The following is a 24069-nucleotide window of genomic DNA, read 5'->3' on the forward strand; positions in this document are numbered from 1 at the left end:
TTATAAGGACCCCCGGAGGGGGGCGTCAACGTAAACCCTCAACCATGTAGGCCACTTAGGAGCCCCAGAAGCCCGTGTTGGGTGAACGGGGACCAGGGGGCCATCCGCACCCCGCGCGAGGGAATGGATCACAGGGGCGCACCCGCCGTGTCGGTCAGCATGGCCGGGACCTGGATGGGGACGAAGGTGGCCACCGGCTGGCTCTTGCCGGGCACCGGGGCCTGGGTGACGGGCTCCCACTGGAAGCCCGTGCCGGCGCGATCCCGGGTGGCCTGGGAGACGAGGACCGGGACGCCGGCCTTCTTGGTCAGCCCCTCGATCCGGCTGGCCAGATTCACCGTGTCGCCGATGGCGGTGTACTCCAGGCGGCGGGTGATGGAGCCGATGTTGCCGAGGACGGCCGGGCCGGTGTGGACGCCCACCCCCATGCGCAGGCCGGGGGCGCCCCGGGCGGCGCGCTCGGTGTTGACGGCCTCCAGCTCGGCCACCATCTCCAGGGCGCACTGGACGGCATTGGCGGCATGGTTCGGGTCGTCCAGCGGTGCGCCGAAGTACACCATCAGCGCGTCCCCGATGAACTTGTCGAGCGTTCCGCCATTGCGGAACACCACCTCCACCATGCGGCCGTAGTACTCGTTGAGGATGTCCACCACCTGCTCGGGGGGCAGGCGCTCGCTCAGGGCCGTGAAGTCGCGGATGTCCGCGAAGAGGACCGTCACCTCGCGCAATTCCGGGGTGAGGGAGGCCTGGTGCTGGAGGTGCTCGGCCACCCAGGGTGAGAAGTAGCGGCCGAGGCGGGCGCGCTTGAGCGTCTCCTCGGAGACGGCGGCGGACAGGGCGCGGATGCGGTTGAGCAGGTGGCGGGCCCCGGCGGTGGCCACTCCCAGCACCACCAGCGCCGCCACCTGGGCGCCCACGCCGATGCCGGCCTCCTGCTGGAGCCGCACCTCGGCGATGGCGGCAATCACCGTCACCACCAGTGTCACCGAGCGGCGCAGGGACAGGGCGGCCAGCACCACGAGCACGGCATAGATGCCCAGCGTGAAGCCCGCCACCCCTCCGGGAGAGGGCGACACGGGGATGGCCAGGTGCTGGAGCCAGTACACCGCCGGCACATCCACGAAGGCCAGCGTCAGGCCCGCCCACCGGGCCACGCGGGGGGTGGCGACCACGGCCACGGCCACCCCCGCGGTGAGCAGCCAGTAGAGGGCGAAGGTCTGGAGGTACACCTCCCAGTCGGCCAGCCCCCGGACGCGCCCCAGGTACGCCGACACGGCGAAGAGGAGGGTGACGGCCACGAAGCGGATGGCCGCCATCTGCCGGGCGTTGCGCAGGCGCTCGGCGTCCAGCGCCCGGCTCACCGAGTCCTGGCCGCCCTCGAGCTGGCGGGCCTGCACGGTCTTCCCCCCCGTGCCCGGCCTCATGGGTAGGTCACTCAAGTCCCCTCATCTTGCTTCGCTCCCCCGGGCCACGCACGTTTCGCGACTCCGGGTACTTCAACCGTAGCGTGGTTGTTGCAATCTGGTCATTGGGTGTAGACGCGGGCCCATGTCCGCCCCCTCCCTGTCCGGCACCCTTCGTCCCCTGCTGTGGCGCCTGCTGTCCGGTGCGGCCCTGGGCCTGGTGCTGTTCGGCGGGGAGTCGTGGCTGCTGCTGAGCTCCGGGCTGGTGGGCGTGGACATCCCGGTGGACGGCCCGTACGCGGCGCTGGCGGCGGCGGTGCGCCCCATATTGCCGGGCCTGCTGCTGCGCGTGGCGGCGGTGTACGCGGTGGCGGGGGCGGTGCTCGCGCTGGCGGCCGCCGTGCTGGCGCGGGCGTGGGGGCCCCGGCGGAGCGTGCCGAGGGAGCTGGCGGAGGGGCTGGTGCTGCTCGGGCTGCTGGCGTGGGGACATGCCATCTCCCGGCCCGCCCTCTTCGACGATTTGCCCGCGGTGCGGCCGCTGCTGGCGTGGCTGGTGGAGCACGGGCAGCCCTGGCATCCGCGCGCGGCGGTGGGTGCGTGGCTCTTGCTGCACGGCGTGCTGTACATGACGCGCTCCGGAGTGCCCCGGCGGACGCTGGCGCTGGGGGCGGCGGTGGCGGGCGTCCTGGTGTTGCTGCCAGGCGCGGTGCGGTGGGGCGGGGCAGGGGAGCGGCACCCGCTGGTGGTGGTCATCGGCATCGACGCGTTCCGCCCGGACCGGCTGAAGTCGCAGGGCGGCACGGGCGAGGTGGCGCCACACATGGAGCGCTTCCTGGAGGACGCGACGCTCTTCACCCGCGCGTACACGTCCGTGGCGCAGACGGAGCCGGCGTGGCGCTCGCTGCTCACCGCGCGGTGGCCGCACACGACGGGCGTGCGCTACGCGCTGACGGCGGACTCGCGGCTGCGCCTGCAGCCCACCGTCCCCCAGTCCTTCGCGCAGGCGGGCTGGCGCACGGTGTTCGCCACGGACTGCTCGCGCTTCCACTTCGAGGGGCCGGCGTCCGGCTTCGCCACCCGCCTGCAGCCGCCGCGCGGCGCGGTGAACTTCCTTCTGGAGAAGCTGCGCTACCGGGCCGTGGGCGTCTTCGCGGACCACGCGCTCGGCGCCGCGTGGGTGCCCGAGTTCATCGACAACCGCGCGCTGGCCGGCATCCATGACCCGATGGGCTACGCGGAGCGGCTGGCCTCCCGGCTGGTGGACGAGTCCCAGCAGGGCCCCACGCTGTTCGCCTTCCACGCCACCGCGGCCCACTTCCCCGGGGACCCGGTGCACCCGTTCTACCGGCGCTTCGTGCCGCCCACGGAGCCGCTGGAGCGGCGGCTGCGCATGCACTTCGCCCCGGTGACGCCGGGCGCGAAGGGCGGCTGGAGCCGCGAGGGCGCGGAGGCGCTCTACGACGAGCTGCTCGCGCAGGCCGACGCGCAGGTGGGCGAGGTGCTGGATGCGCTGAAGCGCACCGGGCGCTACGACGACGCGACCATCGTCCTGCTGTCGGACCACGGCGAGAGCTTCCACGCGGACCGGCCGGACCTGGCGGGTGCCACGCCGGTGCACGGCGCTCGGCTGTCCGACGAGGAGTACCGGGTGCTGCTGGCGGTGAAGCCTCCGAAGGGGCGGGGCAGCGGGCCGGCGGTGGTGGACGCGCTGGTGCGCCTGGTGGACGTGGGCCCCACGCTGTTGGATTTGTCCGGCCTGCCCGCGCTGCTGGAGGTAGACGGCGCCACGCTGGCGCCGCTGCTGCGCGGCGGGACGCGCGAGCCCCTGCCGCTGTACGCGGAGACGGGCTTCACCCACGTGCTGCCGGAAGTCTTCGACGCGGGGCACTGGCCCGGCGCGCCGCGCGCCTTCGACGCGTACCGCATCCGCCCCGACGGCGTGGTGGAGATGGGCGAGGAGGCCCACGCCGCCATCCTCCGCGAGAAGGACACGGCAGCCTTCGACGGGCGGCGCTGGATGAGGGACAGTCCACGCGCGGACGGAAGCGTCCTGCGCACGTGCGAGGGCGACTGTGCAGGCCCGGACGCGTACGCGCTGGAGGCGTGGCTGGACTCCGTGCAGGGCCTTACGCCGGAGGGCGGCTGGCGTAAGGTGGCGGGCCATGTCGACGACAACAGACAGTCCCAGCCTCCAGGAACGCTACGCACCCCACAACAGCTGCTTCGGCTGCGGGCCGGCCAATCCGATGGGCCTGCGAATCCGCAGCCGCGTGGAGGGTGACCTCGTCGTCGCGGACTGGACGCCCCTGGAGCACCACCAGGCGTTCCCCGGCGTCCTCAACGGCGGCATCATCGGCGCGCTGCTGGACTGCCACTGCAACTGGACGGCCGCGTACCACCTGATGAAGAACCAGGGCGCGGAGTCTCCCCCATGCACCGTCACCGCCGACTACAGCATCACCCTCAAGCGCCCCACGCCCATGTCCGGGCCGGTGCACCTGGAGGCGAAGCCGGTGGAGATTCAAGGCGACCGCGCCGTGATTGAAGGCACGCTCACCGCGGGCGGGAAGGTGACGGCCCTCTGCCGCGGCACCTTCGTCGCCGTGAAGCCGGGCCACCCCGCGTACCACCGCTGGTAGCCGCGAAAAAGCCAGGGCCCCGGCGCCTCCGCTCTTTCGAGGGGAGGCCGACGGGGCCCTGTCACTACCGCGCGTGGGGCGCGTGAAGGTTCGCTACTTGCCCATGGACAGCAGCAGGTCGTGCCGCGCGGCCGTGGGGTTCGGCTGCTCGCGGTCCGCGATGCGGTGCACCTGGTTGCCAATCTTGTCCTGGAGCAGCATCAGGCCGTCCAGCACCTGCTCCGGGCGCGGCGGGCAGCCAGGGATGTAGACGTCCACCGGGATGATGCGGTCGATGCCCTGGAGCACCGCGTAGTTGTCGTAGAAGCCGCCCGACGACGCGCACACGCCGAAGGCCACCACCCACTTGGGCTCGGCCATCTGCTCGTAGACGCGCTTGAGGATGGGGGCCTGCTTCAGGTTGATGGTGCCCACCACCATCAGGAGGTCCGCCTGGCGCGGCGAGAAGCGGGGGAACTCGGCGCCGAAGCGCGAGATGTCGTGACGGCTGGCCGCCACGGACATGTACTCCATGCCGCAGCAGGCGGTGGCGTACGGGTAGGTGAACAGCGAGTACTTGCGGGCCCAGCCCAGACCCTTGGAGACCATCCGCTGGAAGAAGCCCATGGCCTCATCGCGGCGGGTGGCCAGAACAGGAGCAATGTCGGTGTCAGCCATGTTGTCTCAGCTCTCCCAGTCCAGGGCGCCCTTCTTCCAGATGTAGATGAGGCCCACCACGAGCGTCACCGCGAAGATGAGCATCTCGAGGTAGCCGAACCACCCGAGCGCCTTGAAGTTGACCGCCCAGGGGTACAGGAACACCGCTTCGACGTCGAACACGATGAACAGCAGGGCCACCACGTAGAACTTCACCGCGAAGCGCTGGCGTGCCGGGCCGGTCGACTCGGAGCCGGCCTCGAAGCTGGTGGACTTGATGGCGCTCGGACGCCGGGGCCCCAGGCGGGTGGTGATCTGGGGAATGAGCATCGCCATGCCACCGGCCAGCAGCAGAACCACTGCCAGCGGCAGGTAGGGCGAGAGTGGAGTGGGAGTCATCGCGCGCGGAACCTAATGACACCGCCCTCGCCATGTCAAAGGGAAAGTCCCCTCGGCCGTCGTTGCAACCCCTTGAGATGACGACGAAAAGCGGAGCTTGTCGGCCCGCTCTCCCAGCCCCCCGTCCCGGCCTGCCGGCGCCCGCCGGCCCGTCCGTGGGGAGGGCGGGGGCGTGTTTGACGCTCCGCGAAGGGACGCCTAGCGTCGCCGGACGTCGGCGTCGGCGTGGATCACCCAACCGGGGAGAAGACAGGCATGTGGGGCCGGCTCAGCTTGCGGATGCAGGTGGCCATCGCGGTGCTGGTGCCCTGCCTGGCGGTGGTCCTCTTCTCGGCGGTGTACTTCCCCGCCCGGCAGCGCGAAGTCAGCCTGGAGCTGCTGGAGAAGCGCGCGCGCGTGGTGGGGCTGCTGATGGCGCAGCACCCGGTGCTGCTCGCGGCGGAGCGCGCTCTGGACAAGGATGCGCTGGCGGCGGTGCTCGGCCGGCTCGAGTCACCCACCTCGCCGGACGGGACCAGCGGCTTCTCGGTGCGCTACCAGGCGCTGCTCCGTCCACTGGATGGCGAGCCGGTGTTCGAGCACGGCAAGCTGCCCCCGGACGTCAGGGCGAAGTACGCCGGTGCGGTCTCCGACGAAGCGTGCATGTCGTTCCGCTCGCTCGCGCGCGGCGAAGTGGTGGTGCGCTGCGCGAGCGGAAACCTCACCTACGCGGCGGTCTTCGGGGTGGAGGCCGCGGTGTTCTCGGTGACGGACATGCACGGGTCCGCGGTGGCGGGGCTCGCTGGCGCGCTGCTCCTGGGCCTGCTGCTGGCGTTCCTCATCAGCCGCAACATCGTCGAGCCCGTGACGCGCGTGACGGAGGTGGTGCGGGACGTGACGCGCGGGGACATGTCGCGCGGGGAGCTGGACGTGCCGGCCACGGGCGAGGTGCGGCTCATGGCGCAGTCCTTCAACCAGATGCTCGGCACGCTGCGGGGCACGGTGATGGAGCTGATGTCCCGGACGGAGCAGCTCTCCGGCGCGTCGCGCGGGCTGCTGGGCGCGTCCGCGGACCAGGAGCACGTCATCAGCCAGCAGGCCGCCTACGCGCAGCAGATTGCCGCGACGTTCGAGGAGCTGAGCCGCACGGCGGAGCAGATCTCCAGCTCCACCGAGGTGGTGGAGTCCGCCGCGCGCCGCACGCATGAAGCGGTGGCCGAGGCCATGGCCGTGGTGGCCCAGGTGGTCGCCGGCATCAACGACATCCGTACCGAGTCCAAGGGCGTGGCGGACGCGATTGTCGGACTGAATCAGGACCTCCAGCAGGTCTCCAAGATTGCCCAGGTCATCAACCAGGTGGCGGAGCGCTCGGACCTGCTCGCGCTGAACGCGGCGCTGGAGGGCACCAAGGCGGGCGAGGTGGGACGCGGCTTCTCACTGGTGGCCGCGGAGATGCGCAAGCTGGCGGAGAACGTGTCGGCTTCCGCGCGTGACATCGCCCGCATCGTCGAGAAGGTGCAGGACTCCGGCGAGGAGGCCGCGTCCAAGGCGCGCGTGGGCATGGCCACCAGCGACCGCGGCGTGGAGGTGGCCGAGCAGGCCTCCTCCGTGTTCCAGCGCATCGTGGAGCTGGCGCGCGGCACCAGCGAGGCGGCGCGGCAGATCACCATCGCCACCCGGCAGCAGCGCCAGTCCAGCGAGCAGGCCGTGCAGGGCGCGCGCAACGTGGCGGAGCTGGTGAAGCAGGGCGTGGATGCCACCGGGCGCACCACCCGCATCGCCCAGGACCTGCAGGCGGTGGCCGAGGGACTCACCGCCGTCACCAGCCGCTTCAAGACGACGCGGAGCTAGCGCTCCCGGCGGAGCTGGAACTCCACCTCGTCCCCATTAAGGTGCGCGGTCCATGAGCGCTCTGGATGTGACTCCCGCGCAGTTTCGTCGTCTCGCCGACCGCATCTCCACGCTGGCGGAGCAGTGGCTCGCGGAGCTGGACTCGCGGCGCATCGCTCCCGCCACCACGGGCACGGCGACGGAGGCGCTGTTCGCGGACGGCCTGCCTGAAGAGGGGATGAAGGACGCGGCGCTGGAGGCGCTGAAGCCTTTGATGGACGGGTCCCGCGCGGGCAACGCGCGCTTCCTGGCGTACGTGTTCGGCTCGGGCGAGCCGGTGGGCGTGCTGGGCGACTACGTGGCCAGCGTCATCAACCAGAACGTCACCGCATGGCGCTCCGCGCCCACGTTGGTGAGTCTGGAGCGCGCGGTGGTGCGGAGCCTCGCGAGCGCGGTGGGCTGCGACGGCTTCACCGGGAGCTTCGCGGGCGGCGGCTCCGCGGCGAACCTCATGGGCCTGGCCATGGCACGCGAGGCCCTGGCCCCCGCCAACGACGAGGGCTCGCCCTCCGGCGTGGTGTACGCCTCTTCGGAGGTCCACATGTCCATCCCCAAGGCGATGGCGCTGCTGGGCCTGGGGCGGAAGAACCTGCGGCTGATTCCCACCGACGCAGGCTGGCGCATGCGCCCCGAGCTGCTCGAGCGCGCCATCGCCGAGGACATCGCGGCCGGGCGGCGTGCGCTGGCGGTGGTGGCCACCGCGGGCACCGTCAACACCGGCGCGGTGGACCCGCTGCCCGATGTGTCCCGCATCGCCCGCGCGCACGGCCTGTGGATGCACGTGGACGGTGCCTACGGAGCGCTCGCCGCCATGGCCCTGCCGGAGCAATTCGAGGGCCTGTCGCTGGCGGACTCGCTGTCCATGGACGCGCACAAGTGGCTCTACCAGCCGGCGGACTGCGGCGTGCTGCTGTTCCGTGACGCGGGCGCCGCGCGCAAGGCCTTCTCCTTCAGCGGCGACTACGTGCGCACCATGACGGCTGACTCGGTGGAGGGCTTCGCCTTCTTCGACGAGTCCATCGAGTTGTCCCGTCGTGCCCGCGCGCTGAAGGTGTGGCTCTCCGTGCGCTACCACGGCCTCGCGGCCTTCCGGGAGGCCATGCGCCGCGACGTGGAGAACGCGCGTCGCATGGAGGCCCTCATCCGCGCCTCGCCCGCGCTGGAGCTGCTCGCCCCCGCGACGCTGAGCGCGGTGTGCTTCCGCTACACGGGCAGTGTCCCCGAGGCGGAGCGCGACGCGTTCAACGCGCGGCTGATGGCCCGCATCAACGCGCGCGGCCGTGCCTACCTCTCCAACGCCACGCTGCACGGGCGCTTCGTGCTGCGTGCGTGCTTCGTCAATCACCGCACCTCGCCCGAGGACGTGGATACGGTGGTGGCGGAGGTGCTCGCCGCCGCCGCGGAGCTGGCCTGAGCCTCTCGGTGAAATTGACCCAGCATGCCGGGTTTCGCTGTCTGTCCCGCCATGCCGCGTAATTCAAATATTCAGATAATTCATGTCTCATCCTCCGCGAGTGGGAGCCATCGCTCCCGTGCTCCATCGGAGGCTTGATTGAAACGACGCATTTCCCTGCGCGCGGGGCTGCTGCCCGTGTGCCTGTTCCTGTTCTCTTCAGCGGGTTGTGAAGCGCCGGCGCCGCGAAGCCCCATCGTGCCCGCCGAGGAGACGCCGGCACCGGACGTCGCCGGGCCCGGCACGGAGCATCCCGCCACGGAGGAGCCCGAGCACCCGAGCCGCCCGCCCGCGACGCTACCGGGAGCCGACTCCGACCCGGGCGCCCTGTTCGCCTTCCCTGGTGAGCGCGGCGCGCTGGAGGAAATCCGCGTCACGATGGACGGGCGCGAGGTGTTCCTCGACGTGGAGCGCATCCAAGGCCACGCGGTGCTGGAGGGCGACATCCTCCTGGCGCTGCCGGAAGCCGGCTCGGCGCGGAAGCCCTCCACGGGCATCGTCGACACCGTCGCGCAGCAGCGCTGGCCGGGCGGCGTGGTGCCCTACCTCATCGACCCGGCGCTGCCCAACCCGCAGCGCGTCTTCGATGCCATCAATCACTGGCAGCAACTCACGGCTCTGCGCTTCGTGCAGCGCACCACGGAGACGCGCTACGTGAGCTTCGTGGACGGGGCAGGGTGCTCCTCCTACGTGGGCATGCAGAACTTCGCGCCGCAGCCCATCACCCTCAACGCCGCGTGCAGCACGGGCTCGGCCATCCACGAGATTGGCCACGCCGCGGGCCTCTGGCACGAGCAGTCCCGCGCCGACCGCGACACCCAGGTGCGCGTCATCTGGGAGAACATCGCGCCGGGCTACGAGGGCAACTTCCGCACGTACGTGGAGAGCGGCCTGCCGGGCCAGGACCTGGGCGGCTACGACATCCGCTCCGTCATGCAGTACGGCTCGTATGCCTTCTCCGACGTGGACGGGAGCGGGCCGAAGCCCACGCTGGTGCGCGCAGTGGACGGCACTCCCTTCACGGTGCAGCGCACCGGGCTGAGCAGCGGGGACATCCTCGCGCTGGATGCGCTGTACCAGGGCGTCGCGCCCTCCACCGGCCGCACCGTCGTCGTGAAGGGCCTGGTGGGCTACTGGTCCGACACCGGCCGCAACGAGCTGCCGCGCGACTTGTCCGCCACCGCCATCAGCGCGCTCGTGCCGGACGGCGCCGGTGGCTATGGCGCCCGCTTCGGCACCTACGCCGGTGACGGCGCGTGGGTGGTCCGCAACATCCCCACGGGCACGTACCTGCTCAAGTTCGGCACGGCCCACTACACCACCACCGAGTCCGTGCTGGACATGGGCTACGCGGACCTGGGGCGCTCGGATACGACGGTGGCGAGCAGCTACTCCTCCCTGCCCGACGGCGGCTACCTGGATTCGACGTACCTGAATCTGCACCTGGACAACCTGGCGCCCTACACGGATGGCGCCATCCTCCAGCTCTTCGCGGCCAACGCGGGGGCGGTGGAGCTGAACCTGGAGCAGCTCATCTGGGAGCCGCCCGTCGTGGGCGCCACGGTGCTCGACTCGGATTTCGAGTACAGCAGCATGGACCTGCACCCGCTCATCGAGGAGTCGCGCGGTGACAGGGCCTGGGTCACCCAGTTCGGTCCGAACAACTCCACGCTGCCGGATGGTGGCGTCGAGAACTTCCAGTCGGCGGTTCGCGCCGCGTACCTGCCGGCCTTCACCGCGGTGGATCGTGGGTACACGGCGGTGTCGGGGACGATGACCGAGCCCACGCAGTCCTTCGCGCGCTTCACCTGGCCGCGCTCCGCCTTCGAGGCGCTGGCCACGCAGGTGGCGCCCGCGGGCATCTACCGCTACACGCAGGCGATGGGCGTCTTCGTCGTCCCGTACAGCGGGGTGGATGGGAATTACGACTACTCGGCCGACCTCGTCGTCTTCAACAACACGGGCACGGCGGGGCCGGACGTCACCCGGACCATTCCCTTCCGCAATCCCTTCCCCCCGGCCTGGCCGGTGCTGGGCATGGTGTCCCATACCTTCACCGTGTCCTACCCGCTGCCCAACAACTCGCGCACCCTCATCAGCGGCACCGTCCGCGTGAGCGACACCTTGAGTGGCTTCACCGCGAAGCCGCTGGCGCCCCGGATTACCCCGGTGCGCACCGTCACCGTGGACTCGACGGCGGCAGGCACGGAGGCCCTCATCGCGGCGCGGCCCACCATTGCCTGGACGGCGCCCGCGGTGGGCACGCCGACCTCGTACCTGGTGCAGGTCTACGACGTGACGGCCGCCGCGAAGAGCGTCGCCACCCTGTCCACGCGTGACACGCAGGTGGTGCTGCCCTCGGGCATGCTCACGTCGGGCCGGCGCTACGCCTTCCGCGTCCGGGCGAACCTGTTCCCCGGCCAGGACATCACGAAGGCACCCAGCCGCTCGTATCTCGCCACTTCGTACGCGGACATGCTCACCGCCGCGAAGACGGTGCGGTAGTCCGCGCCCTGCCGTCGGGATGGAGCCCGCGAGCCAGGACGCTCGCGGGCTCCGGCCCGTGCGCTACGGGCGGGACAGCGTGCGCGCCGTCAGCAGCTGGGAGAGCAATTCCCCCCGCTGACCGTCGGGCACCAGGGTGAGCTTCGCGCCGCTCTCCAGCAGGCGCTGCGTCTCCAGCAGCGAGAAGGTGGCCTCCAGCACCTCGGGGTCCTCGCCAATCTTCTGCAGCGCGGAGCCGACAATCTGGGGCCGCAGCGCGGCGGCGCGGGCGAACTCCACCGCGCTCTGCCGCTCGGCGGTGCTGGTGATGATGCTCACCTGGTTGGCACCGTCCTGGCGGATGGCGCTCGTCACCTGGCGCAGCCGGTTGACGACCTTCTCCTCAATCTGGCGAATCATGTTCGCGTCGCGGAAGTGGACCTTGCGCACGTAGACGCTGCCCAGCTTGTAGCCCCACTCGTGGCTCTGGGGGCTGACCTCGGCGCGCACGGTGCGGCTCATCTCGTGCCGCGTCTCCAGCATGGCGGCCAGCTTCATGTTGGACAGGCAGCGCACGGCCGCGTTGCTCACGTTGGCGGCGAGGCTGCCGCGCGGGTCCGCGTTCTCGAAGAGGAAGCGCTTCGGGTCCGAGACGTACATCTCGTACCAGATGCCGATGCCCATCGGCGCGCCCTCCTCGGAGTTCACCGCCTGGCTGCGCAGGTACTGCTGGTCCAACCGCAAGTCGACCACCTGGCAGCGGCCCACCAGGTTCACGATGAGCGCCTTCCACCCGAGCTTCGGCCAGAGGAAGTGGAAGCCGGGCTCATCCAGCGTGCACACCACCGAGCCGAAGAGCACGTACACCCGGCAGGTGCGCTCCTGGACGATGGCGTAGAAGCCGAGCAGGCGGAGGAAGGCGAAGAAGACGGGGATGCCGATGGCCATGCCGAAGAAGCCGACGATGGCGCCCACGAGCGTGCTAACCATTCTTCACCCCCAGCACCACCGCCTGCGCCTTCTGGTACAGCCCCAGCCGGATGTTTCGCAGGTAGGCCTGGAGTGCGCCCGGGCCGCTGCGCTTGAGCAGCGAGAGCTCGTTGGAGAGGGCGACGAGGGGCTCCACTTCCGCCTGGGCCTTGAGCGTCTCAATCTCCACCGCGCGGCGGCTCTGGACGATTTTCTGGTCCGCGGAGGCCTGCGCGAGGCTGATGTCGCTGGAGACGTGGTTGTGCGCGGTGTTGATGGCGGCCAGCGCGCTCTCCACCTCCTGCGGCGGGTCGATGCCGGTGATGAGCGACGCCTCCAGCACCACGCCGTAGCGCGCCTCGCTGCCTCGGCACTCGTGGTCCATGTGCTCGTTGAGGTCTCGTAGATTCTTCCGCAAGTCGTTGATGGACACGCCCGACACGACGGCGGCCTCCAGGCTGTCCGGCTCGCGCGCGGCGGGAGGGGCCTCGAAGTTGGCGATGCGCTGGCGGAGGATGGAGATGAAGAAGCCCATGACGTGGGCCACCGGGTTCTTCACGCCGAAGAGGAAGGCGTAGAGGTTCTTCTCCGAGACGCGGTAGCGAATCTGTCCGGTGAGGCCGGTGTTGAGCTGGTCCTTCGTGACGGCGTCCACCATGGTGCCGCCCTGGTTGGCTTCCGGCGCCTCCGGGTCGAAGGCCATGTTGAGCGTCTGCGTGGCCACGGAGATTTTACGCACCTGCTCCCAGGGCCACTTGAAGTACGGGCCACCGGAGGAGATGACGCGCAGCTGCGGGTAGACGTAGCGCTCCTCGTCGGTGCGGGCGAGCCCCTCGGAGAGCGGGCCGTCGCGGTTGGTGAGGTTGGCGGAGAGGCGCTCGGCGCGGCCCAGCCGCACCTTCACCGCGCGCACGTTCTGGTCCACGGTGAAGAGGCCGCCTAGCACGTAGCGCACGAAGAGATAGGCGAGCGCGCCCAGGAGCACTCCGTTGAAGAGGTCCTGGACGTACGTCGCCACTTCAGGGTCTATCGGGTCCATGGCCCGTAGCGTATCAGCCCTGGTCCATCAGCCGGTGGAGGCTGAGGTCCAACCGGCTCTGCACCAGGCCCAGGAGGCTCTCCAATTCCTGTCCATTCAGCTTCAGTCGCGAGGCCAGCTCGCGGTGGGTGAGCTTGAGGAGCCGCTCGCGGGCCTGGGCGACGTGGCGCGCGACGCTGGAGCGGGGCTCGCCGTACATCGTCGCGATGCGGTCCATGGTGAGGCCGTGCAGGTGGTGCAGGCGCAGCAGGGCGCGCTCGCGCTCGGTGAGCTCCGCGAGCGCGGCCTGGAGGGACTCGGTGAGCACCTGGCGTGAGTGGGCCTGGAGCAATTCGCGCTCCGGGTCTCCGGCCGACAGCAGGCGCTCCAGCGCGTGGGGCGTGTCGGAGAACAGGTCCTGACGTCCGGCCTGACTGCGCAGCTCACGGGCGATGCGCGAGGCGACGATGCGCACCCAGCCGCCCAGCGCGCCCCGGCCGGAGTACTCGGCAATCTTCGGCGGCGTCCCCGCCACGCCGAGCAGCAGCCGCTGGCGCGCGACCTGGAGCACCTCGTCCAGCGTGACACCGGGCGGCTGGCCCAGGCGCGTGGCCACCTTCGCCAGGACATGACGCTCGAAGTGCCGCAGGGCCTGGGGCTCGCCCGCGGCACAGGCGCAGGCGAGGTACAGGTCGGCGGCGTGCAATGCGCGGAGCGCGTCGTCGGGAGCACCCTCCGGGGAAAGATGCCGCGCTATGTGAGGGAGGAAGTGCTCCGGCGCGAGCGTCACGTCGGGCCAGGCCTCTTTGCCCTTCGCGAGGTGCTCTTCCAGCAGTGCCTCCAGTCCGGGCACGGCGCGCAGCGCGTCCTGACTCTCCGGGGGCACGTGCGCCAGCAGCAGGTCCGTGAGAGTCCCGGGCGTCATCGGGTGGCCTCGCTCACGGAGGGGGGATGTCGGGCCTGCCACGCCACGACCTCGCGCAGGTCCGGGCGGGCGCGAATCCCCAGGGCCTCCAACCAGCTCCGGGCCTCGTGGGCCAGCGTCATCGCGCGCGTCCGCTCCTCGGGCGAGCGCCGCTCCCACAGGGCGCGAGCCAGCAGGAAGGACACCCGCGCCGCGTCCCGCCGGTCCAGCTGCGCCTTCGCGTCGATGCGCCGCGCGCGCTCCAGCAGCGGCACTGCTTCCTCCAGTGCACCCAGGCCCAGCTGTGCCTCACCGAGGCACGAGAGGTCCAGCGCGGTATCCGGGCTCTCCGCACCCTGCGTTCCCTCATCGAGCTTCAGCGAGCGCTGGCAGTGCGCGAGCGCGGCCGTCCAGCCGCCCGTCGTCAGGTCCACCCGGGCCAGGTCTCTCAGCACGCCGGTGGTCACCGCGCTGTCCGGGCCGTTCTCCTTCTCCAGCATCGTCAGCGCGCGAACGAGGCTCTTGCGCGCTTCCTCGGGGCGGCCCGCGCGCAGGTGGATGAGGGCCAGGTTGCGCAGCGGCTGCTCCGCGCGAGGCGTGTCCGGCCCCAGGCCCCGGTGCAGCCGCTCCAGCGCCTGCTGGTTGTAGGTGAGCGCCTCGTCCAACTGCTGCGAGTCATAGGCCACCATCCCCAGCCCCGCGAGCGCGGTGGCGGTGCTGGGGTGGTCCGGGCCCTTGCTGCGCTCGAAGAGGGCGATCGCGCGTTGGTAGGACTGCCGGGCCTCGTCCAGCCGGCCCTCGCGCCGCAGCAGCACGGCGAGGTTGTTGAGCGGCGCGGCGAGGCTCGGGTGGTCCTTCGAGCGCGCCGCCTCCAGCAACGCGAGCGAGCGCTGGAACGTGGCGAGCGCCTCGTCGGTGCGGCCCAGCGCGAGCAGCTCGGTGGCGATGTTGTTGAGATTGACGGCGAGCACCGGGTGCTCGGGGCTCCACTGCCGCTCCTTCAGCGCATGGGCCTGCGCCTGGCGGTACAGGTCCAGCGCCTCCTGCGCGCGGAGCTGACGCGAGCGGACCCGGCCCAGCCCGGAGAGGAAGTACGTGGTGCGCAGCCGCTCCGGGCCCGTGGCCTTGCGCGACAGCTCCAGCCCCTGCGTGTACTCCGCCTCCGCCTCGTCCAGCTTGCCCTGCACCAGCCGCAGCCCGCCCATGCGCAGGTGCAGGTCCATGGCGATGGCGGGGAAGCGCTCGCGGCCCAGCCGCTCCACCGCGGCGCGCGCGTGGTGGACCAGCCGGTTGGCCTCGTCGATTCGCGCCATCTGGTCCCCCACCACCCACAGCAGGAGAATCCAGACGCGGGCCACCGTCTCGTCGTCGCGCCCGGCCTCGGCGGCCCACAGCGCCTTGTAGAGGATGTCCTCCGCCTCCTTCGGCTTGCCGGTGAGGCCTTTCAGGTACCCATGCTGCGCGAGCACCTCGGCCTCCAGCGGGCGGTAGTCGAGCCCCTTCATGTCCTGGAGCAGGGCCGTGGTGACCTCGAGCGCCGAGGTGTGGTTGCCCACCTCCATGCGGGCGCGGACGTCGGCCAGCCGGCGGCGGATGGAGTCCACGCGCGGGCGCAGCGCATCCGTGGGCTGCGGGCGGGTGGCGAGCGCGGGCGCATCCACGCACCCGGAGAGCCCCTCCAGCGAGGACATCAACTGCGGCGCGTTCTGCACCGTCTGCGCGTCGGCCTTCTCCAGTACGTCGGTGATGGCGGCCAGGTGCCACAGCCGCGCGTCCAGGCACGCCGCCGTCTGCCAGGAGACGCTGGCGTCATCGCGCGCGGCGAGACACGCGTCGGTGCGCAGCGCGCGCCACGTGTCCGCCTGCGCATCCATCGAGGTGGCAACGGTCTCCCACGCGGACGCCGCGTAGGGCTTGCCGGTGGCGAGGAAGGCCTCGCGGATGCGCTCGCGGCGCTCGGGGCTCCAGACGGTGGAGAGCTTGTCCGCGTCCTGCGCGCAGCGCGCCTCGTCCCGGTGCGCCACCACGTAGCCCACCGTCAGCCCCAGCAGGCTGGCCGCACCGGCGGAGGCCGCCATCCAGGTGCGGATGCGCAGGGCCCTCGGCGCCAGCTCCGCCAGCAGCGCGTCCATGGAGGGGAAGCGCTCCTCGGGCCGCGCGCGCAGGCCGCGCAGCACCGCGCGCCGCACCCGCGCGGGCACCTTCGACTCGCGCTCCGGCGCGCGCACGCGTCCCTCTCGCGCCGCGCGGGCCAGCTCCTCCAGGCTGTGTCCGTCGAAGGGGCGCACTCCGTGGAGCGCCTCGTAGAGGGCGACGCAGAAGCTGAACTGGTCCGAGCGCGCGTCCACGCCGTGGCCCTGCTGCTGCTCCGGCGCCATGTACGCGGGCGTGCCCACCAGCACGCCCGTGCGGGTGAGTGGCGCCGGGCCGGGCCTGTCCGCGACGCGCGCGGGAGAGGCAGGCGCGCGGAGCCACCGGTTGGAGGGGCGGGCGAGGCCGAAGTCCGTCACGCGCACCCGGCCGTCCTGCCCGACGAGGACGTTGCTCGGCTTGAAGTCGCGGTGCACCAGCCCCGCCGCGTGCGCCGCCGCCAGCCCGCGTCCGGCGTCACGGAAGATGCGCAGCACCTCCTTCAGCGGGCGGGGCTGCTTCAGCCACTCGGAGAGGGTGGTGCCCTCCACCAGCTCCAGCGCGAGGAAGAGGCAGTCCCCGGCCACGCCCACGTCGTGCACGGTGACGACGTGCGGGTGCGCGAGGCGCGCCAGGGCCTGGGCCTCGCGCAGCAGCCGCACGCGCAGCTCCTCCAGGTGGCGGCCCTCCGGACGCAGCAGCTTGAGGGCCACCTGCCGGTCCAGCTCCGGGTCATAGGCCGCATACACCTCGCCCATGGCGCCCCGGCCGATGCGCTCCAGCACCACGTACCGCGCCAGCGTGGAGCCCTGGGCCAGCGCGGGCCGCTCCGCCAGCACCTCCGGCATGGCCACCGTGGAGCTGGCCCCCATCGCCACGTGCTCCTGACAGCCCTCGCAGCCCTCCACGTGCGCCAGCACTCGCGCGCGCTGCTCCTCTGGGAGCAGGCCTTCGAGGAAGTCGCTCAGGGTCGTCTCGCTCGGGCACTCCATGGAGAGGGGAAGCGTACCAAAAAATCCGCGTTCCTCCCTTTTTCCCAGATTTGGGGAATGGGGTGCTGGCCACCCCACCACTCAGGCGGCGGCGCGGGCCCGGAGCTTCGCGAACAGCTCTGGAGGCATGGCGGCGTCGCCCAGCTTGTGGTCGGGGGAGACGGCCTCGCCGTGGAAGTCGCTGCCGGAGGTGGGCACCAGGTCCAGCTCCTTCGCCAGCCCGAGGTACTTCTGCTTCACGCTGGGGTTGTGGTCCGAGTGGAGCACCTCCAGCCCGGCCAGGCCGGCCTTGGCCAGCGCGCGAATCTCCTGCCGCTCCATGCGCGAGGAGCCCGGGTGCGCCAGCGTGGCGGTGCCGCCGGCCTTGCGGATGAGGCGGATGGCCTCCGTGCCGTCCAGCTTGTACCGGTCCACCCAGGCCGCGCCGCGCGTGCCCAGGAAGCGGTCGAACGCCGCCTTCACGTCCACGGCCCAGCCGCGCTCCACCAGCACCCGCGCCAGGTGGGGCCGGCCCAGTTGCGCGTTGCCCGCCACCGCGCGCACGTGCTCCATGTGCACGGGGTAGCCGAGCTGACGCATCCGCTCCAGCATCGCCTCCATGCGCGTGTCGCGCTCGTGGCGCAGCCGCTCGGAGAAGCGGGCGATGTCCTCATCGTCCGGCCGCAGGAAGTGCCCGAGGATGTGCACCTCGCGCCCGAGGATGAAGGCCGACAGCTCGATGCCCGGCACCAGCTCCACGCCGTGCGTGCGCGCGGCCTCCGCCGCCTCCGCCAGCCCCGCCACCGTGTCGTGGTCCGTCACCGCCAGCACCGTCACCCCGGCGGCGGCCGCCCGCGCCAGCAGCTCCGACGGCGGGTACTGGCCGTCGCTGGCGGTGGTGTGCGAGTGCAAATCAATCAAGGCGGGACTCCCGGGCTGGCGGTACACGTCACACCTACGTGAAGCGTGCGCTCTTGCACACCAACTTAAGGCGTGGGGCCTTCCGCCGCAGCACTCCCTCGCCCGGAGTGTCACGCGGCGATGTTCGCTACCGCGCGGCGCGTCGAAGCTGGCCTCCCGGGGGCGGAGGCCAGGGCCTAGAGTGCCCGCCCCATGGGCAAGAAGAACGACACGACCATCGAGAACCGGGTGTACCTCTTCGAGTCACTGGCCAGCAGCTACGTCTCCGCCGCGTCCGAGGAGCTGGGCTCCGATGACGCCACGGTGCGCGAGCGCGCGCGGCGGGCCCTGGCGGAGCTGGCCTACGTCTCCTGCGTGGTGTCCGACACGGCACACCTGTCCGCCGAGCAGGTGAGGGACCGGGTGTTGGGCCTGTCGGAATCGAAAGCCGCGCCGGGCAAGGACACGGCCGCGGAGGCCACCGCCACCGGCACCGGCAAGAAGCGCGGCAAGTAGCAGCGGGGAACACCCGGTGCTCCCCATGGGGGGCGCGGGGTGCTATGTCGCCGCGCCATGGCCAAGACCTCCTCGAACCCGAAGAAGTCCCTTCGCGCCGCGTACTCCGGGGCGCGCAAGGCTGATCCCCGCCCCATCACCGGCAAGGAGAAGCCCGCGGAGCTGCTCGCGCACGCCTTCAGCGCCTACGTGGGCCGCCAGGAGCGCACGGCCTTCGAGCTGATGTCCCAGTCGATGGAGCAGGACGCCTCCATCTTCCTCACGCTCTCCGGCGCGATGACGCCCGCGGGCCTGCACCAGAGCTGCCTGATTCCCCTCATCGAGAAGGGCGTCATCTCCGCGATTACGACGACGGGCGCCAACCTCTACCACGACGCCCACCGCATCATCGGCCACGCCATCCGCGAGGTGAACCCGAACGCGGGCGACCTCCAGTACCGCCTGGCGCGCATCATCCGCATCTACGATCTGGGCTTCTGGGAAGAGGCGCTGCTCGACACGGACCGGCTCTTCTCCGCCATCATCCGCGGCCCCGAGTTCCAGAAGAAGATGACCACGCCCGAGTTCCACTACCTGCTCGGCAAGGCCATCTACCAGATTGAGAAGAAGCTCGGCGTGAAGCAGCCGTCGCTGCTCGCCACGGCCTACAAGCACGCGGTGCCCATCTGGGTGGGCGCGGTGCAGGACGGCTCCATCTTCCTCAACGTCGTGAAGCTCAAGCGACTGCTCGGCGACGCGTTCAAGTTCGAGCTCGACATCAACGACGACGTCTACTCCATGGCGGCCATGCAGCACTTCTGCCGGCACAACGGCAGCAAGCGGCTGGCCATCTGGATTCTGGGCGGCGGCGTGCCGAAGAACTACACGCTGCAGGGCGAGCCGCTGCTGGACCAGATTCTCAACGTCCCCACGACGGGCTTCGACATCGACCTGCAGTTCTGCGTGGACCCGGTGGACAACGGCGCGCTGTCCAGCTGCCCCGCCGGCGAGGGCCACACCTGGGGCAAGGTGTCGGTGGAGGCGGTGGAGACCGGCTCCGTCTACGTGCACACCGACGTGACGGCGGTGTTCCCCTGGCTGACGCACGCGCTGCTCAGTGAGCCGAAGAACAAGCGCAAGCCGATGCGGCTGATGGACCGGATGACGGACGCCGTGAAGTTCCTCGACGCGGACGTGCAGAAGCGCCGCAAGTCGTTGATGAAGACGCTGGACTGGAGCGTCGAGGACGCGGAGCCCTCCACCAAGAAGGACGCGAAGAAGCACGACGCCTTCGTCCGCTGAACCACGGACTCACCCTTCAGGAGCGCCGACATGAGCCAGCCGCAGACTCCCGCCACGGGCGTGGTGATGACCCTGGTCAGCCAGCCCCAGTTCAAGACGCAGCTCACCCACGGCCCGTCCGGCACGGTGGCCGTCACCGAGGCCCCGCGCGACAACGGCGGCACCGGCGGCAGCTTCTCGCCCACGGACATGGTGGGCGCGGCGCTGCTGTCCTGCGCGGTGACGACGATGCACCTGGTCGCCTCGCGCGAGGGCATCTCCCTGGGCGAGGTGCGCGGCCGGGTGGAGAAGCGGATGACCCCGCCGCCGCGCCGCATTGGCGAGCTGGTGCTGGAGCTCCAGATGCCGGCGGGCCTCACCGCCGAGCAGCGCAAGCGCATGGAGGAGACGGCCCACGGCTGCCCCGTGGCCCGCAGCCTCCACCCGGACGTGAAGCTGCCGCTGACGTTCAGCTACCCGGACTGACGCCCGCCTGCCTGCCTGCCCTCCAGGCGAGCCCCCCGGCCGGTGCTGCCGGGGTGCCCGTCCATGGCCACCCTCCCGGGCTGCGGAAGCACGCAACCGGAGGCACGGCATGGACGCGAAGCGGCTGGGCATCTACCTCAATGACCACCTGGCGGGCTCGGTGGGTGGCATCGAGCTGGCCGTCCGCACGGAGACGGAGAACCGCAGCAACCCGGTGGGCCGCTACCTGTCGGCGTTCATTCCCGAGCTGCGGCATGACCAGTCCATCCTCCAGTCCGTCATCCAGACGCTGGAGTTGAAGGAGGACCCGCTCAAGAAGCGCGGGGCGTGGGTCTCCGAGAAGCTCGGCCGCCTCAAGCTCAACGGCTCGTTGCTGCGCTACTCCCCGCTGAGCCGGCTGGTGGAGCTGGAGGGGCTGTGCGTGGCCACGGAAGGGCGCCTGTCCCTGTGGCGCACGCTGGCGCGGCTGTCCGCGAAGGACACTCGCCTGGCCGGCTTCGACTTCGAGGCCCTCATCGCCCGCGGCGAGACGCAGCAGCAGGCGCTCCAGCACCTGCGCGCCCGCGCCGCCGACGTGGCCTTCGCCGACGAGCCCGTGCCCTTCGGCACCAGCGAGCCCGTCATCGCCAACCTCTAGGACGCACGAAGCCCCCTGGCGCGAAGTGGCGCGGCAGGGGGCTTCCTGGGACTGCTTCAGGGGCTCAGGACTTCAGCGCCTTCACGTGCCCGACGGGGGCAGCGTGTTGCGCTGGCCCGGGGTGGTGTTGGGCTGGGGCACCAGGCGGAGCTGGTTGGCGCTGCTGGCGAAGCTCGCGTCCACCTCGCGCTCCAGGTACGTGTAGCCGGACAGGCCGTCCTCGTACATGCGCAGCAGGCTGCGGGACTCGTCCAGGGTGATGCGGCCGTTGCGCAGCGCCAGCTCGGTGAACTTGCGCAGCTTCGCGACGAGGTCGTCCTTGGTGTAGCTGACGTAGTTGAGGACCTCCGTCACCGTGTCGCCCGCCACCACGTTGTCGATGAGGTAGCCGCCGTTGGGCCCCAGCGACACCTGCACGGCGTGCGTGTCGCCGAAGAGGTTGTGCAGGTCGCCCAGAATCTCCTGGTACGCGCCCACCAGGAAGATGCCCAGGTAGTAGTCGTCGTCGTTGAGCGCGTGCAGCTCCAGCGCGTCCTTCACCTCGCGCTTGTCGATGAAGTGCTCAATCTTGCCGTCCGAGTCGCAGGTGATGTCCGCGAGCGTCGCCCGGCGCGTCGGCTTCTCCGCCAGCCGGTGGAGGGGCATCATCGGGAAGAGCTGGTCGATGGCCCACGAGTCCGGCAGCGACTGGAACACGGAGAAGTTGCAGAAGTAGGTGTCGCTGAGCGCCTTCTCCAGCGAGTCCAGCTCCTCGGGAATCTCGCCGTCCTCCTTCGCGATGCGCATGATCTTGTGGCAGATGGCCCAGTAGATGTTCTCGGCCGCCACGCGCTGCTCGAGCGACAGGTGGCCCAGGGAGAAGAGGGTGAGGCTCTCCTCCTTGGCGTCCTGCGCGTCGTGCCACGCCTCGAGGAGGTTCTTGTTGGTGACCTCCTTGAAGGTGGACATGAGGTTGCGGACCACCGACGGGGCCTTCTCGTCCACCTTCTCCGGGACCTGGGCCGCGTCGAACTCGCTGGTGCCCAGCACGTCCACCACCAGCACCGCGTGGTGCGCCACCACCGCGCGGCCCGACTCGGACACGAGGGTGGGGTGCGGCACGCCGGCCCTGTCACACGCCTCCATGACGCCGAACACCACGTCGTTGGCGTACTCCTCCGTGGTGTAGTTCATGGAGGAGGCGAAGTTGGTCTGCGAGCCGTCGTAGTCCACGCCCAGGCCGCCGCCCACGTCCAGGTACTTCAGCGGCGCGCCCTGGCGGGCCACCTCCACGTAGAAGCAGCCCACCTCGCGCAGCGCGTTCTTCACGTTGCGGATGTTGGAAATCTGGCTGCCCAGGTGGAAGTGCAGCAGCTCGAAGGAGGCGAGCATGCCCGTCTCCTTCATGAAGCCGATGCAGCTCATCAGCTCCGAGGAGGACAGGCCGAACTTGGAGCGGTCTCCGCCGCTGGCCTCCCACTTGCCGGCGCCGCGCGTGGACAGCTTCACGCGCATGCCCAGCCGCGGGGCAATGCCCGTGCGGCGGGCGACTTCCGCGATGAGGGGCAGCTCGCTGGGCTTCTCCACCACGAGGATGACGTTGCGGCCCAGGCGCGAGTAGAAGAGCGCCGTCTCGATGTACTCCTCGTCCTTGTAGCCGTTGCAGATGACGAGCGCGTCCTCGTTGTCGAGCAGCGCCATCACCGCGAGCAGCTCCGGCTTGCTACCGGCCTCCAGGCCGTAGTTGTAGCCCTTGCCCGCCTCGATGATGGTCTCCACCACGAAGCGGTGCTGGTTCACCTTGATGGGGTACACGCCCCGGTAGCCGCCCTTGAAGCCCTGGTCACCGATGGCCTTCTTGAAGGCCTCGTTCAGGTGCACCACGCGGTGGCGCAGCACGTCCGTGAAGCGCAGGAGCAGCGGCAGCCCGATGCCCCGGCGGCGGACCTCGTCCACCAGCTCCTTGAGGTCCATGTTGGGCGCCTGCGGCCCGTCCGGGTGGACGCACACGTGGCCCTTTTCGTTGATGCCGAAGTAGGGGTTGCCCCAGTTGCGGATTCCGTAGAGCTCGTGGGCGTCGGCAAGGGTCCAGCGGTGCGGAGGGGCGTTTGCGGGCATCGGCGTCTCGAGGCTCCCTGGGAAAAAAGGGGGTGACTCCCGTGAACAACGGAAGGGCGCGGGAACTATAGGAAAGCCCCACCGTATTCAACAGTCGCCTGCCGGTGGGGCAGGCGGGCGGGCTCCGTCACGTCTCTGCCCCTGTAGTCCCACGGGCCAGCCTTCCTTTCAATTCCTACCCTTTGCCAGGGAGTCCGGGAGGACGCGTGGATAGAAGGGGAGGGTACATGGAGTCGTCCGCACGCAGGGAAGAAGCGGTGCTGACCCCGAGGGAAATCTTCGACAGGCTGGATCACTTCGTCATCGGACAGGAAGCAGCCAAGCGTGCGGTGGCCATCGCCGCCCACAACCACCTCAAGCGCGTGCAGGCGCGGCGGCTGCGCAGGTCGTCGCTCATCAAGAAGTCGAACATCCTGCTGATTGGGCCCACCGGCAGCGGCAAGACGCACATCGCCCGGAACCTGGCCGAGATTCTCCATGTCCCGTTCACCACCGTGGACGCCACCGAGTACACGGAGGCGGGCTACTACGGGAAGGACGTGGAGGTGATGATTTCGGACCTCCTGTTCAAGGCGAACCATTCGGTGGAGGACACCCAGCGGGGCATCATCTTCGTCGACGAGGTGGACAAGATTGCCCGCCGCTCGCAGGGCGCGCGCAACGGCGCGGGCAGCCGCGACATCGGCGGCGAAGGGGTGCAGCAGGCGCTCCTGAAGCTGCTCGAGGGCCGCGAGGTGTACGTGCCCCTCAACGTCACCCAGGCGTGGAACAAGAGCGACTTCGTGCAGGTGGACACGCGCGACATCCTCTTCATCTGCGCGGGCACGTTCTCCGACTTGCATGAATACGGCGACGAGGGCGGACGGGCCCTGGGCTTCGGGGCGGAGGACGCGGCGAAGCGCTCCCAGAAGCGCATCAGCACCAAGCAGCTGGTGGACTTCGGGATGATGGCCGAGTTCCTCGGACGCCTGCCGGTGGTGGTGCAGCTGGAGAAGCTGGGGGAGCCGGAGCTCATCCGCGTGCTCACCGAGCCGCCCGACTCCATCATCCGCGAGTTCCGCGAGCTGCTGGCCATGGACGACATCGAGCTGGACTTCGCCGACGGCGGGCTGCGCGAGGTGGTGCGCTACTCGGTGGACCGGGGCCTGGGCGCGCGCGGGCTGCGCTCCATCCTGGAGTTCGTCATGGCGGACGTCATGTTCGAGGCGCCCGAGCACCGGCGCCGCCGCGTGGAGGTGGACGCGGACTTCGTGCGCCAGCGGCTGGTGGGGTTGGACTCCGCGCAGATTGGCCTGTGA

19 protein-coding genes are annotated in these 24069 nt (G+C 70.5%); 10 read left to right on the top strand and 9 right to left on the bottom strand.

Going from position 1 to position 24069, the window contains the following annotated elements:
* Nucleotides 1-128: 128 nt before the first annotated feature.
* The gene (locus tag G4D86_RS27440; protein WP_163996990.1) at nucleotides 129-1424 is read right to left on the bottom strand and encodes an adenylate/guanylate cyclase domain-containing protein; all 1296 of its coding nucleotides are present in this window, start codon (nucleotides 1422-1424) and stop codon (nucleotides 129-131) included.
* A gap of 124 nt (nucleotides 1425-1548) precedes the next feature.
* On the opposite strand from G4D86_RS27440, the gene G4D86_RS27445 reads away from it, so the two are divergent.
* Both G4D86_RS27445 and G4D86_RS27450 read left to right on the top strand, forming a co-directional pair.
* Nucleotides 1549-3684 carry a sulfatase-like hydrolase/transferase gene (locus G4D86_RS27445; RefSeq protein WP_163996991.1) on the top strand — a complete coding sequence of 712 codons (2136 nt, stop codon included), beginning with the start codon at nucleotides 1549-1551 and terminating at the stop codon, nucleotides 3682-3684.
* The gene (locus G4D86_RS27450; RefSeq protein ID WP_275899149.1) at nucleotides 3650-4042 is read left to right on the top strand and encodes a PaaI family thioesterase; all 393 of its coding nucleotides are present in this window, start codon (nucleotides 3650-3652) and stop codon (nucleotides 4040-4042) included. Before G4D86_RS27445 ends, G4D86_RS27450 begins: the two co-directional genes overlap by 35 nt.
* A gap of 93 nt (nucleotides 4043-4135) precedes the next feature.
* Here G4D86_RS27450 and G4D86_RS27455 read toward each other — a convergent pair whose 3' ends face one another.
* Both G4D86_RS27455 and G4D86_RS27460 read right to left on the bottom strand, forming a co-directional pair.
* On the bottom strand, nucleotides 4136-4699 hold the full coding sequence (locus G4D86_RS27455; RefSeq protein WP_163996993.1) for an NADH-quinone oxidoreductase subunit B: 564 nt from the start codon (nucleotides 4697-4699) through the stop codon (nucleotides 4136-4138).
* Nucleotides 4700-4705: 6 nt separating this feature from the next.
* The gene (locus G4D86_RS27460) at nucleotides 4706-5077 is read right to left on the bottom strand and encodes an NADH-quinone oxidoreductase subunit A (protein WP_163996994.1); all 372 of its coding nucleotides are present in this window, start codon (nucleotides 5075-5077) and stop codon (nucleotides 4706-4708) included.
* Between the two features lie 255 nt (nucleotides 5078-5332).
* Here G4D86_RS27460 and G4D86_RS27465 point away from each other — a divergent pair, with 255 nt between their 5' ends.
* The 3 genes from G4D86_RS27465 (at nucleotide 5333) to G4D86_RS27475 (ending at nucleotide 10904) form a co-directional block, all read left to right on the top strand.
* Nucleotides 5333-6907, top strand: coding sequence for a methyl-accepting chemotaxis protein (locus G4D86_RS27465; protein ID WP_163996995.1), 1575 nt, complete (start codon nucleotides 5333-5335; stop codon nucleotides 6905-6907).
* Between the two features lie 52 nt (nucleotides 6908-6959).
* Nucleotides 6960-8360 (top strand): pyridoxal phosphate-dependent decarboxylase family protein, encoded by a 1401-nt coding sequence (locus G4D86_RS27470; protein WP_163996996.1) that lies wholly within the window; start codon nucleotides 6960-6962, stop codon nucleotides 8358-8360.
* A 138-nt stretch (nucleotides 8361-8498) separates the two neighbouring features.
* Nucleotides 8499-10904, top strand: a complete 2406-nt coding sequence (locus G4D86_RS27475) for a M12 family metallopeptidase (protein ID WP_163996997.1) — start codon at nucleotides 8499-8501, stop codon at nucleotides 10902-10904.
* Nucleotides 10905-10967: 63 nt separating this feature from the next.
* Here the strand turns inward: G4D86_RS27475 and G4D86_RS27480 are convergent, their stop codons facing one another.
* The 5 genes from G4D86_RS27480 to G4D86_RS27500 all read right to left on the bottom strand — a co-directional run bounded on the left by G4D86_RS27480 (nucleotide 10968) and on the right by G4D86_RS27500 (nucleotide 17796).
* A complete protein-coding gene (locus G4D86_RS27480; RefSeq protein ID WP_163996998.1) occupies nucleotides 10968-11873 on the bottom strand; it encodes an SPFH domain-containing protein in 906 nt (301 codons plus the stop codon).
* Nucleotides 11866-12891 (bottom strand): SPFH domain-containing protein, encoded by a 1026-nt coding sequence (locus G4D86_RS27485; protein ID WP_163996999.1) that lies wholly within the window; start codon nucleotides 12889-12891, stop codon nucleotides 11866-11868. The genes G4D86_RS27480 and G4D86_RS27485 overlap by 8 nt, the downstream gene beginning before the upstream one ends.
* 13 nt (nucleotides 12892-12904) lie before the next feature.
* The gene (locus G4D86_RS27490) at nucleotides 12905-13795 is read right to left on the bottom strand and encodes a sigma-70 family RNA polymerase sigma factor (RefSeq protein WP_163997000.1); all 891 of its coding nucleotides are present in this window, start codon (nucleotides 13793-13795) and stop codon (nucleotides 12905-12907) included.
* A complete protein-coding gene (locus tag G4D86_RS27495; RefSeq protein ID WP_163997001.1) occupies nucleotides 13792-16896 on the bottom strand; it encodes a tetratricopeptide repeat protein in 3105 nt (1034 codons plus the stop codon). The genes G4D86_RS27490 and G4D86_RS27495 overlap by 4 nt, the downstream gene beginning before the upstream one ends.
* A gap of 81 nt (nucleotides 16897-16977) precedes the next feature.
* On the bottom strand, nucleotides 16978-17796 hold the full coding sequence (locus tag G4D86_RS27500) for a PHP domain-containing protein (RefSeq protein WP_163997002.1): 819 nt from the start codon (nucleotides 17794-17796) through the stop codon (nucleotides 16978-16980).
* 192 nt (nucleotides 17797-17988) lie between these two features.
* Between G4D86_RS27500 and G4D86_RS27505 the strand changes: the two genes are divergently transcribed.
* The 4 genes from G4D86_RS27505 to G4D86_RS27520 all read left to right on the top strand — a co-directional run bounded on the left by G4D86_RS27505 (nucleotide 17989) and on the right by G4D86_RS27520 (nucleotide 20674).
* Entirely contained in the window at nucleotides 17989-18291 is a 303-nt protein-coding gene (locus tag G4D86_RS27505) for a hypothetical protein (protein WP_163997003.1), read from the top strand.
* Between the two features lie 57 nt (nucleotides 18292-18348).
* Nucleotides 18349-19572: a deoxyhypusine synthase family protein gene (locus G4D86_RS27510; protein WP_163997004.1), complete on the top strand. Its 1224-nt coding sequence runs from the start codon at nucleotides 18349-18351 to the stop codon at nucleotides 19570-19572.
* A 30-nt stretch (nucleotides 19573-19602) separates the two neighbouring features.
* Nucleotides 19603-20037, top strand: coding sequence for an OsmC family protein (locus G4D86_RS27515; protein WP_163997005.1), 435 nt, complete (start codon nucleotides 19603-19605; stop codon nucleotides 20035-20037).
* Between the two features lie 109 nt (nucleotides 20038-20146).
* Nucleotides 20147-20674: a hypothetical protein gene (locus tag G4D86_RS27520; RefSeq protein ID WP_205519758.1), complete on the top strand. Its 528-nt coding sequence runs from the start codon at nucleotides 20147-20149 to the stop codon at nucleotides 20672-20674.
* Between the two features lie 81 nt (nucleotides 20675-20755).
* Here the strand turns inward: G4D86_RS27520 and speA are convergent, their stop codons facing one another.
* Nucleotides 20756-22771 (bottom strand): biosynthetic arginine decarboxylase, encoded by a 2016-nt coding sequence (speA, locus tag G4D86_RS27525; RefSeq protein ID WP_163997006.1) that lies wholly within the window; start codon nucleotides 22769-22771, stop codon nucleotides 20756-20758.
* A 227-nt stretch (nucleotides 22772-22998) separates the two neighbouring features.
* Here speA and clpX point away from each other — a divergent pair, with 227 nt between their 5' ends.
* A complete protein-coding gene (clpX, locus tag G4D86_RS27530; protein ID WP_163997007.1) occupies nucleotides 22999-24069 on the top strand; it encodes an ATP-dependent Clp protease ATP-binding subunit ClpX in 1071 nt (356 codons plus the stop codon).

Origin of the sequence: Pyxidicoccus caerfyrddinensis, assembly GCF_010894405.1 — a bacterium.
Lineage (GTDB): Bacteria > Myxococcota > Myxococcia > Myxococcales > Myxococcaceae > Myxococcus > Myxococcus caerfyrddinensis.

Excerpts from the sequence above, each read along its gene's own strand:
- G4D86_RS27440 (WP_163996990.1), bottom strand. The coding sequence starts at position 1,424 with ATGAGGCCGGGCACGGGGGGGAAGACCGTGCAGGCCCGCCAGCTCGAG.
- G4D86_RS27445 (WP_163996991.1), top strand. The coding sequence starts at position 1,549 with ATGTCCGCCCCCTCCCTGTCCGGCACCCTTCGTCCCCTGCTGTGGCGC.
- G4D86_RS27450 (WP_275899149.1), top strand. The coding sequence starts at position 3,650 with ATGGGCCTGCGAATCCGCAGCCGCGTGGAGGGTGACCTCGTCGTCGCG.
- G4D86_RS27455 (WP_163996993.1), bottom strand. The coding sequence starts at position 4,699 with ATGGCTGACACCGACATTGCTCCTGTTCTGGCCACCCGCCGCGATGAG.
- G4D86_RS27460 (WP_163996994.1), bottom strand. The coding sequence starts at position 5,077 with ATGACTCCCACTCCACTCTCGCCCTACCTGCCGCTGGCAGTGGTTCTG.
- G4D86_RS27465 (WP_163996995.1), top strand. The coding sequence starts at position 5,333 with ATGTGGGGCCGGCTCAGCTTGCGGATGCAGGTGGCCATCGCGGTGCTG.
- G4D86_RS27470 (WP_163996996.1), top strand. The coding sequence starts at position 6,960 with ATGAGCGCTCTGGATGTGACTCCCGCGCAGTTTCGTCGTCTCGCCGAC.
- G4D86_RS27480 (WP_163996998.1), bottom strand. The coding sequence starts at position 11,873 with ATGGTTAGCACGCTCGTGGGCGCCATCGTCGGCTTCTTCGGCATGGCC.
- G4D86_RS27485 (WP_163996999.1), bottom strand. The coding sequence starts at position 12,891 with ATGGACCCGATAGACCCTGAAGTGGCGACGTACGTCCAGGACCTCTTC.
- G4D86_RS27490 (WP_163997000.1), bottom strand. The coding sequence starts at position 13,795 with ATGACGCCCGGGACTCTCACGGACCTGCTGCTGGCGCACGTGCCCCCG.
- G4D86_RS27495 (WP_163997001.1), bottom strand. The coding sequence starts at position 16,896 with ATGGAGTGCCCGAGCGAGACGACCCTGAGCGACTTCCTCGAAGGCCTG.
- G4D86_RS27505 (WP_163997003.1), top strand. The coding sequence starts at position 17,989 with ATGGGCAAGAAGAACGACACGACCATCGAGAACCGGGTGTACCTCTTC.
- G4D86_RS27510 (WP_163997004.1), top strand. The coding sequence starts at position 18,349 with ATGGCCAAGACCTCCTCGAACCCGAAGAAGTCCCTTCGCGCCGCGTAC.
- G4D86_RS27515 (WP_163997005.1), top strand. The coding sequence starts at position 19,603 with ATGAGCCAGCCGCAGACTCCCGCCACGGGCGTGGTGATGACCCTGGTC.
- G4D86_RS27520 (WP_205519758.1), top strand. The coding sequence starts at position 20,147 with ATGGACGCGAAGCGGCTGGGCATCTACCTCAATGACCACCTGGCGGGC.
- speA (WP_163997006.1), bottom strand. The coding sequence starts at position 22,771 with ATGCCCGCAAACGCCCCTCCGCACCGCTGGACCCTTGCCGACGCCCAC.
- clpX (WP_163997007.1), top strand. The coding sequence starts at position 22,999 with ATGGAGTCGTCCGCACGCAGGGAAGAAGCGGTGCTGACCCCGAGGGAA.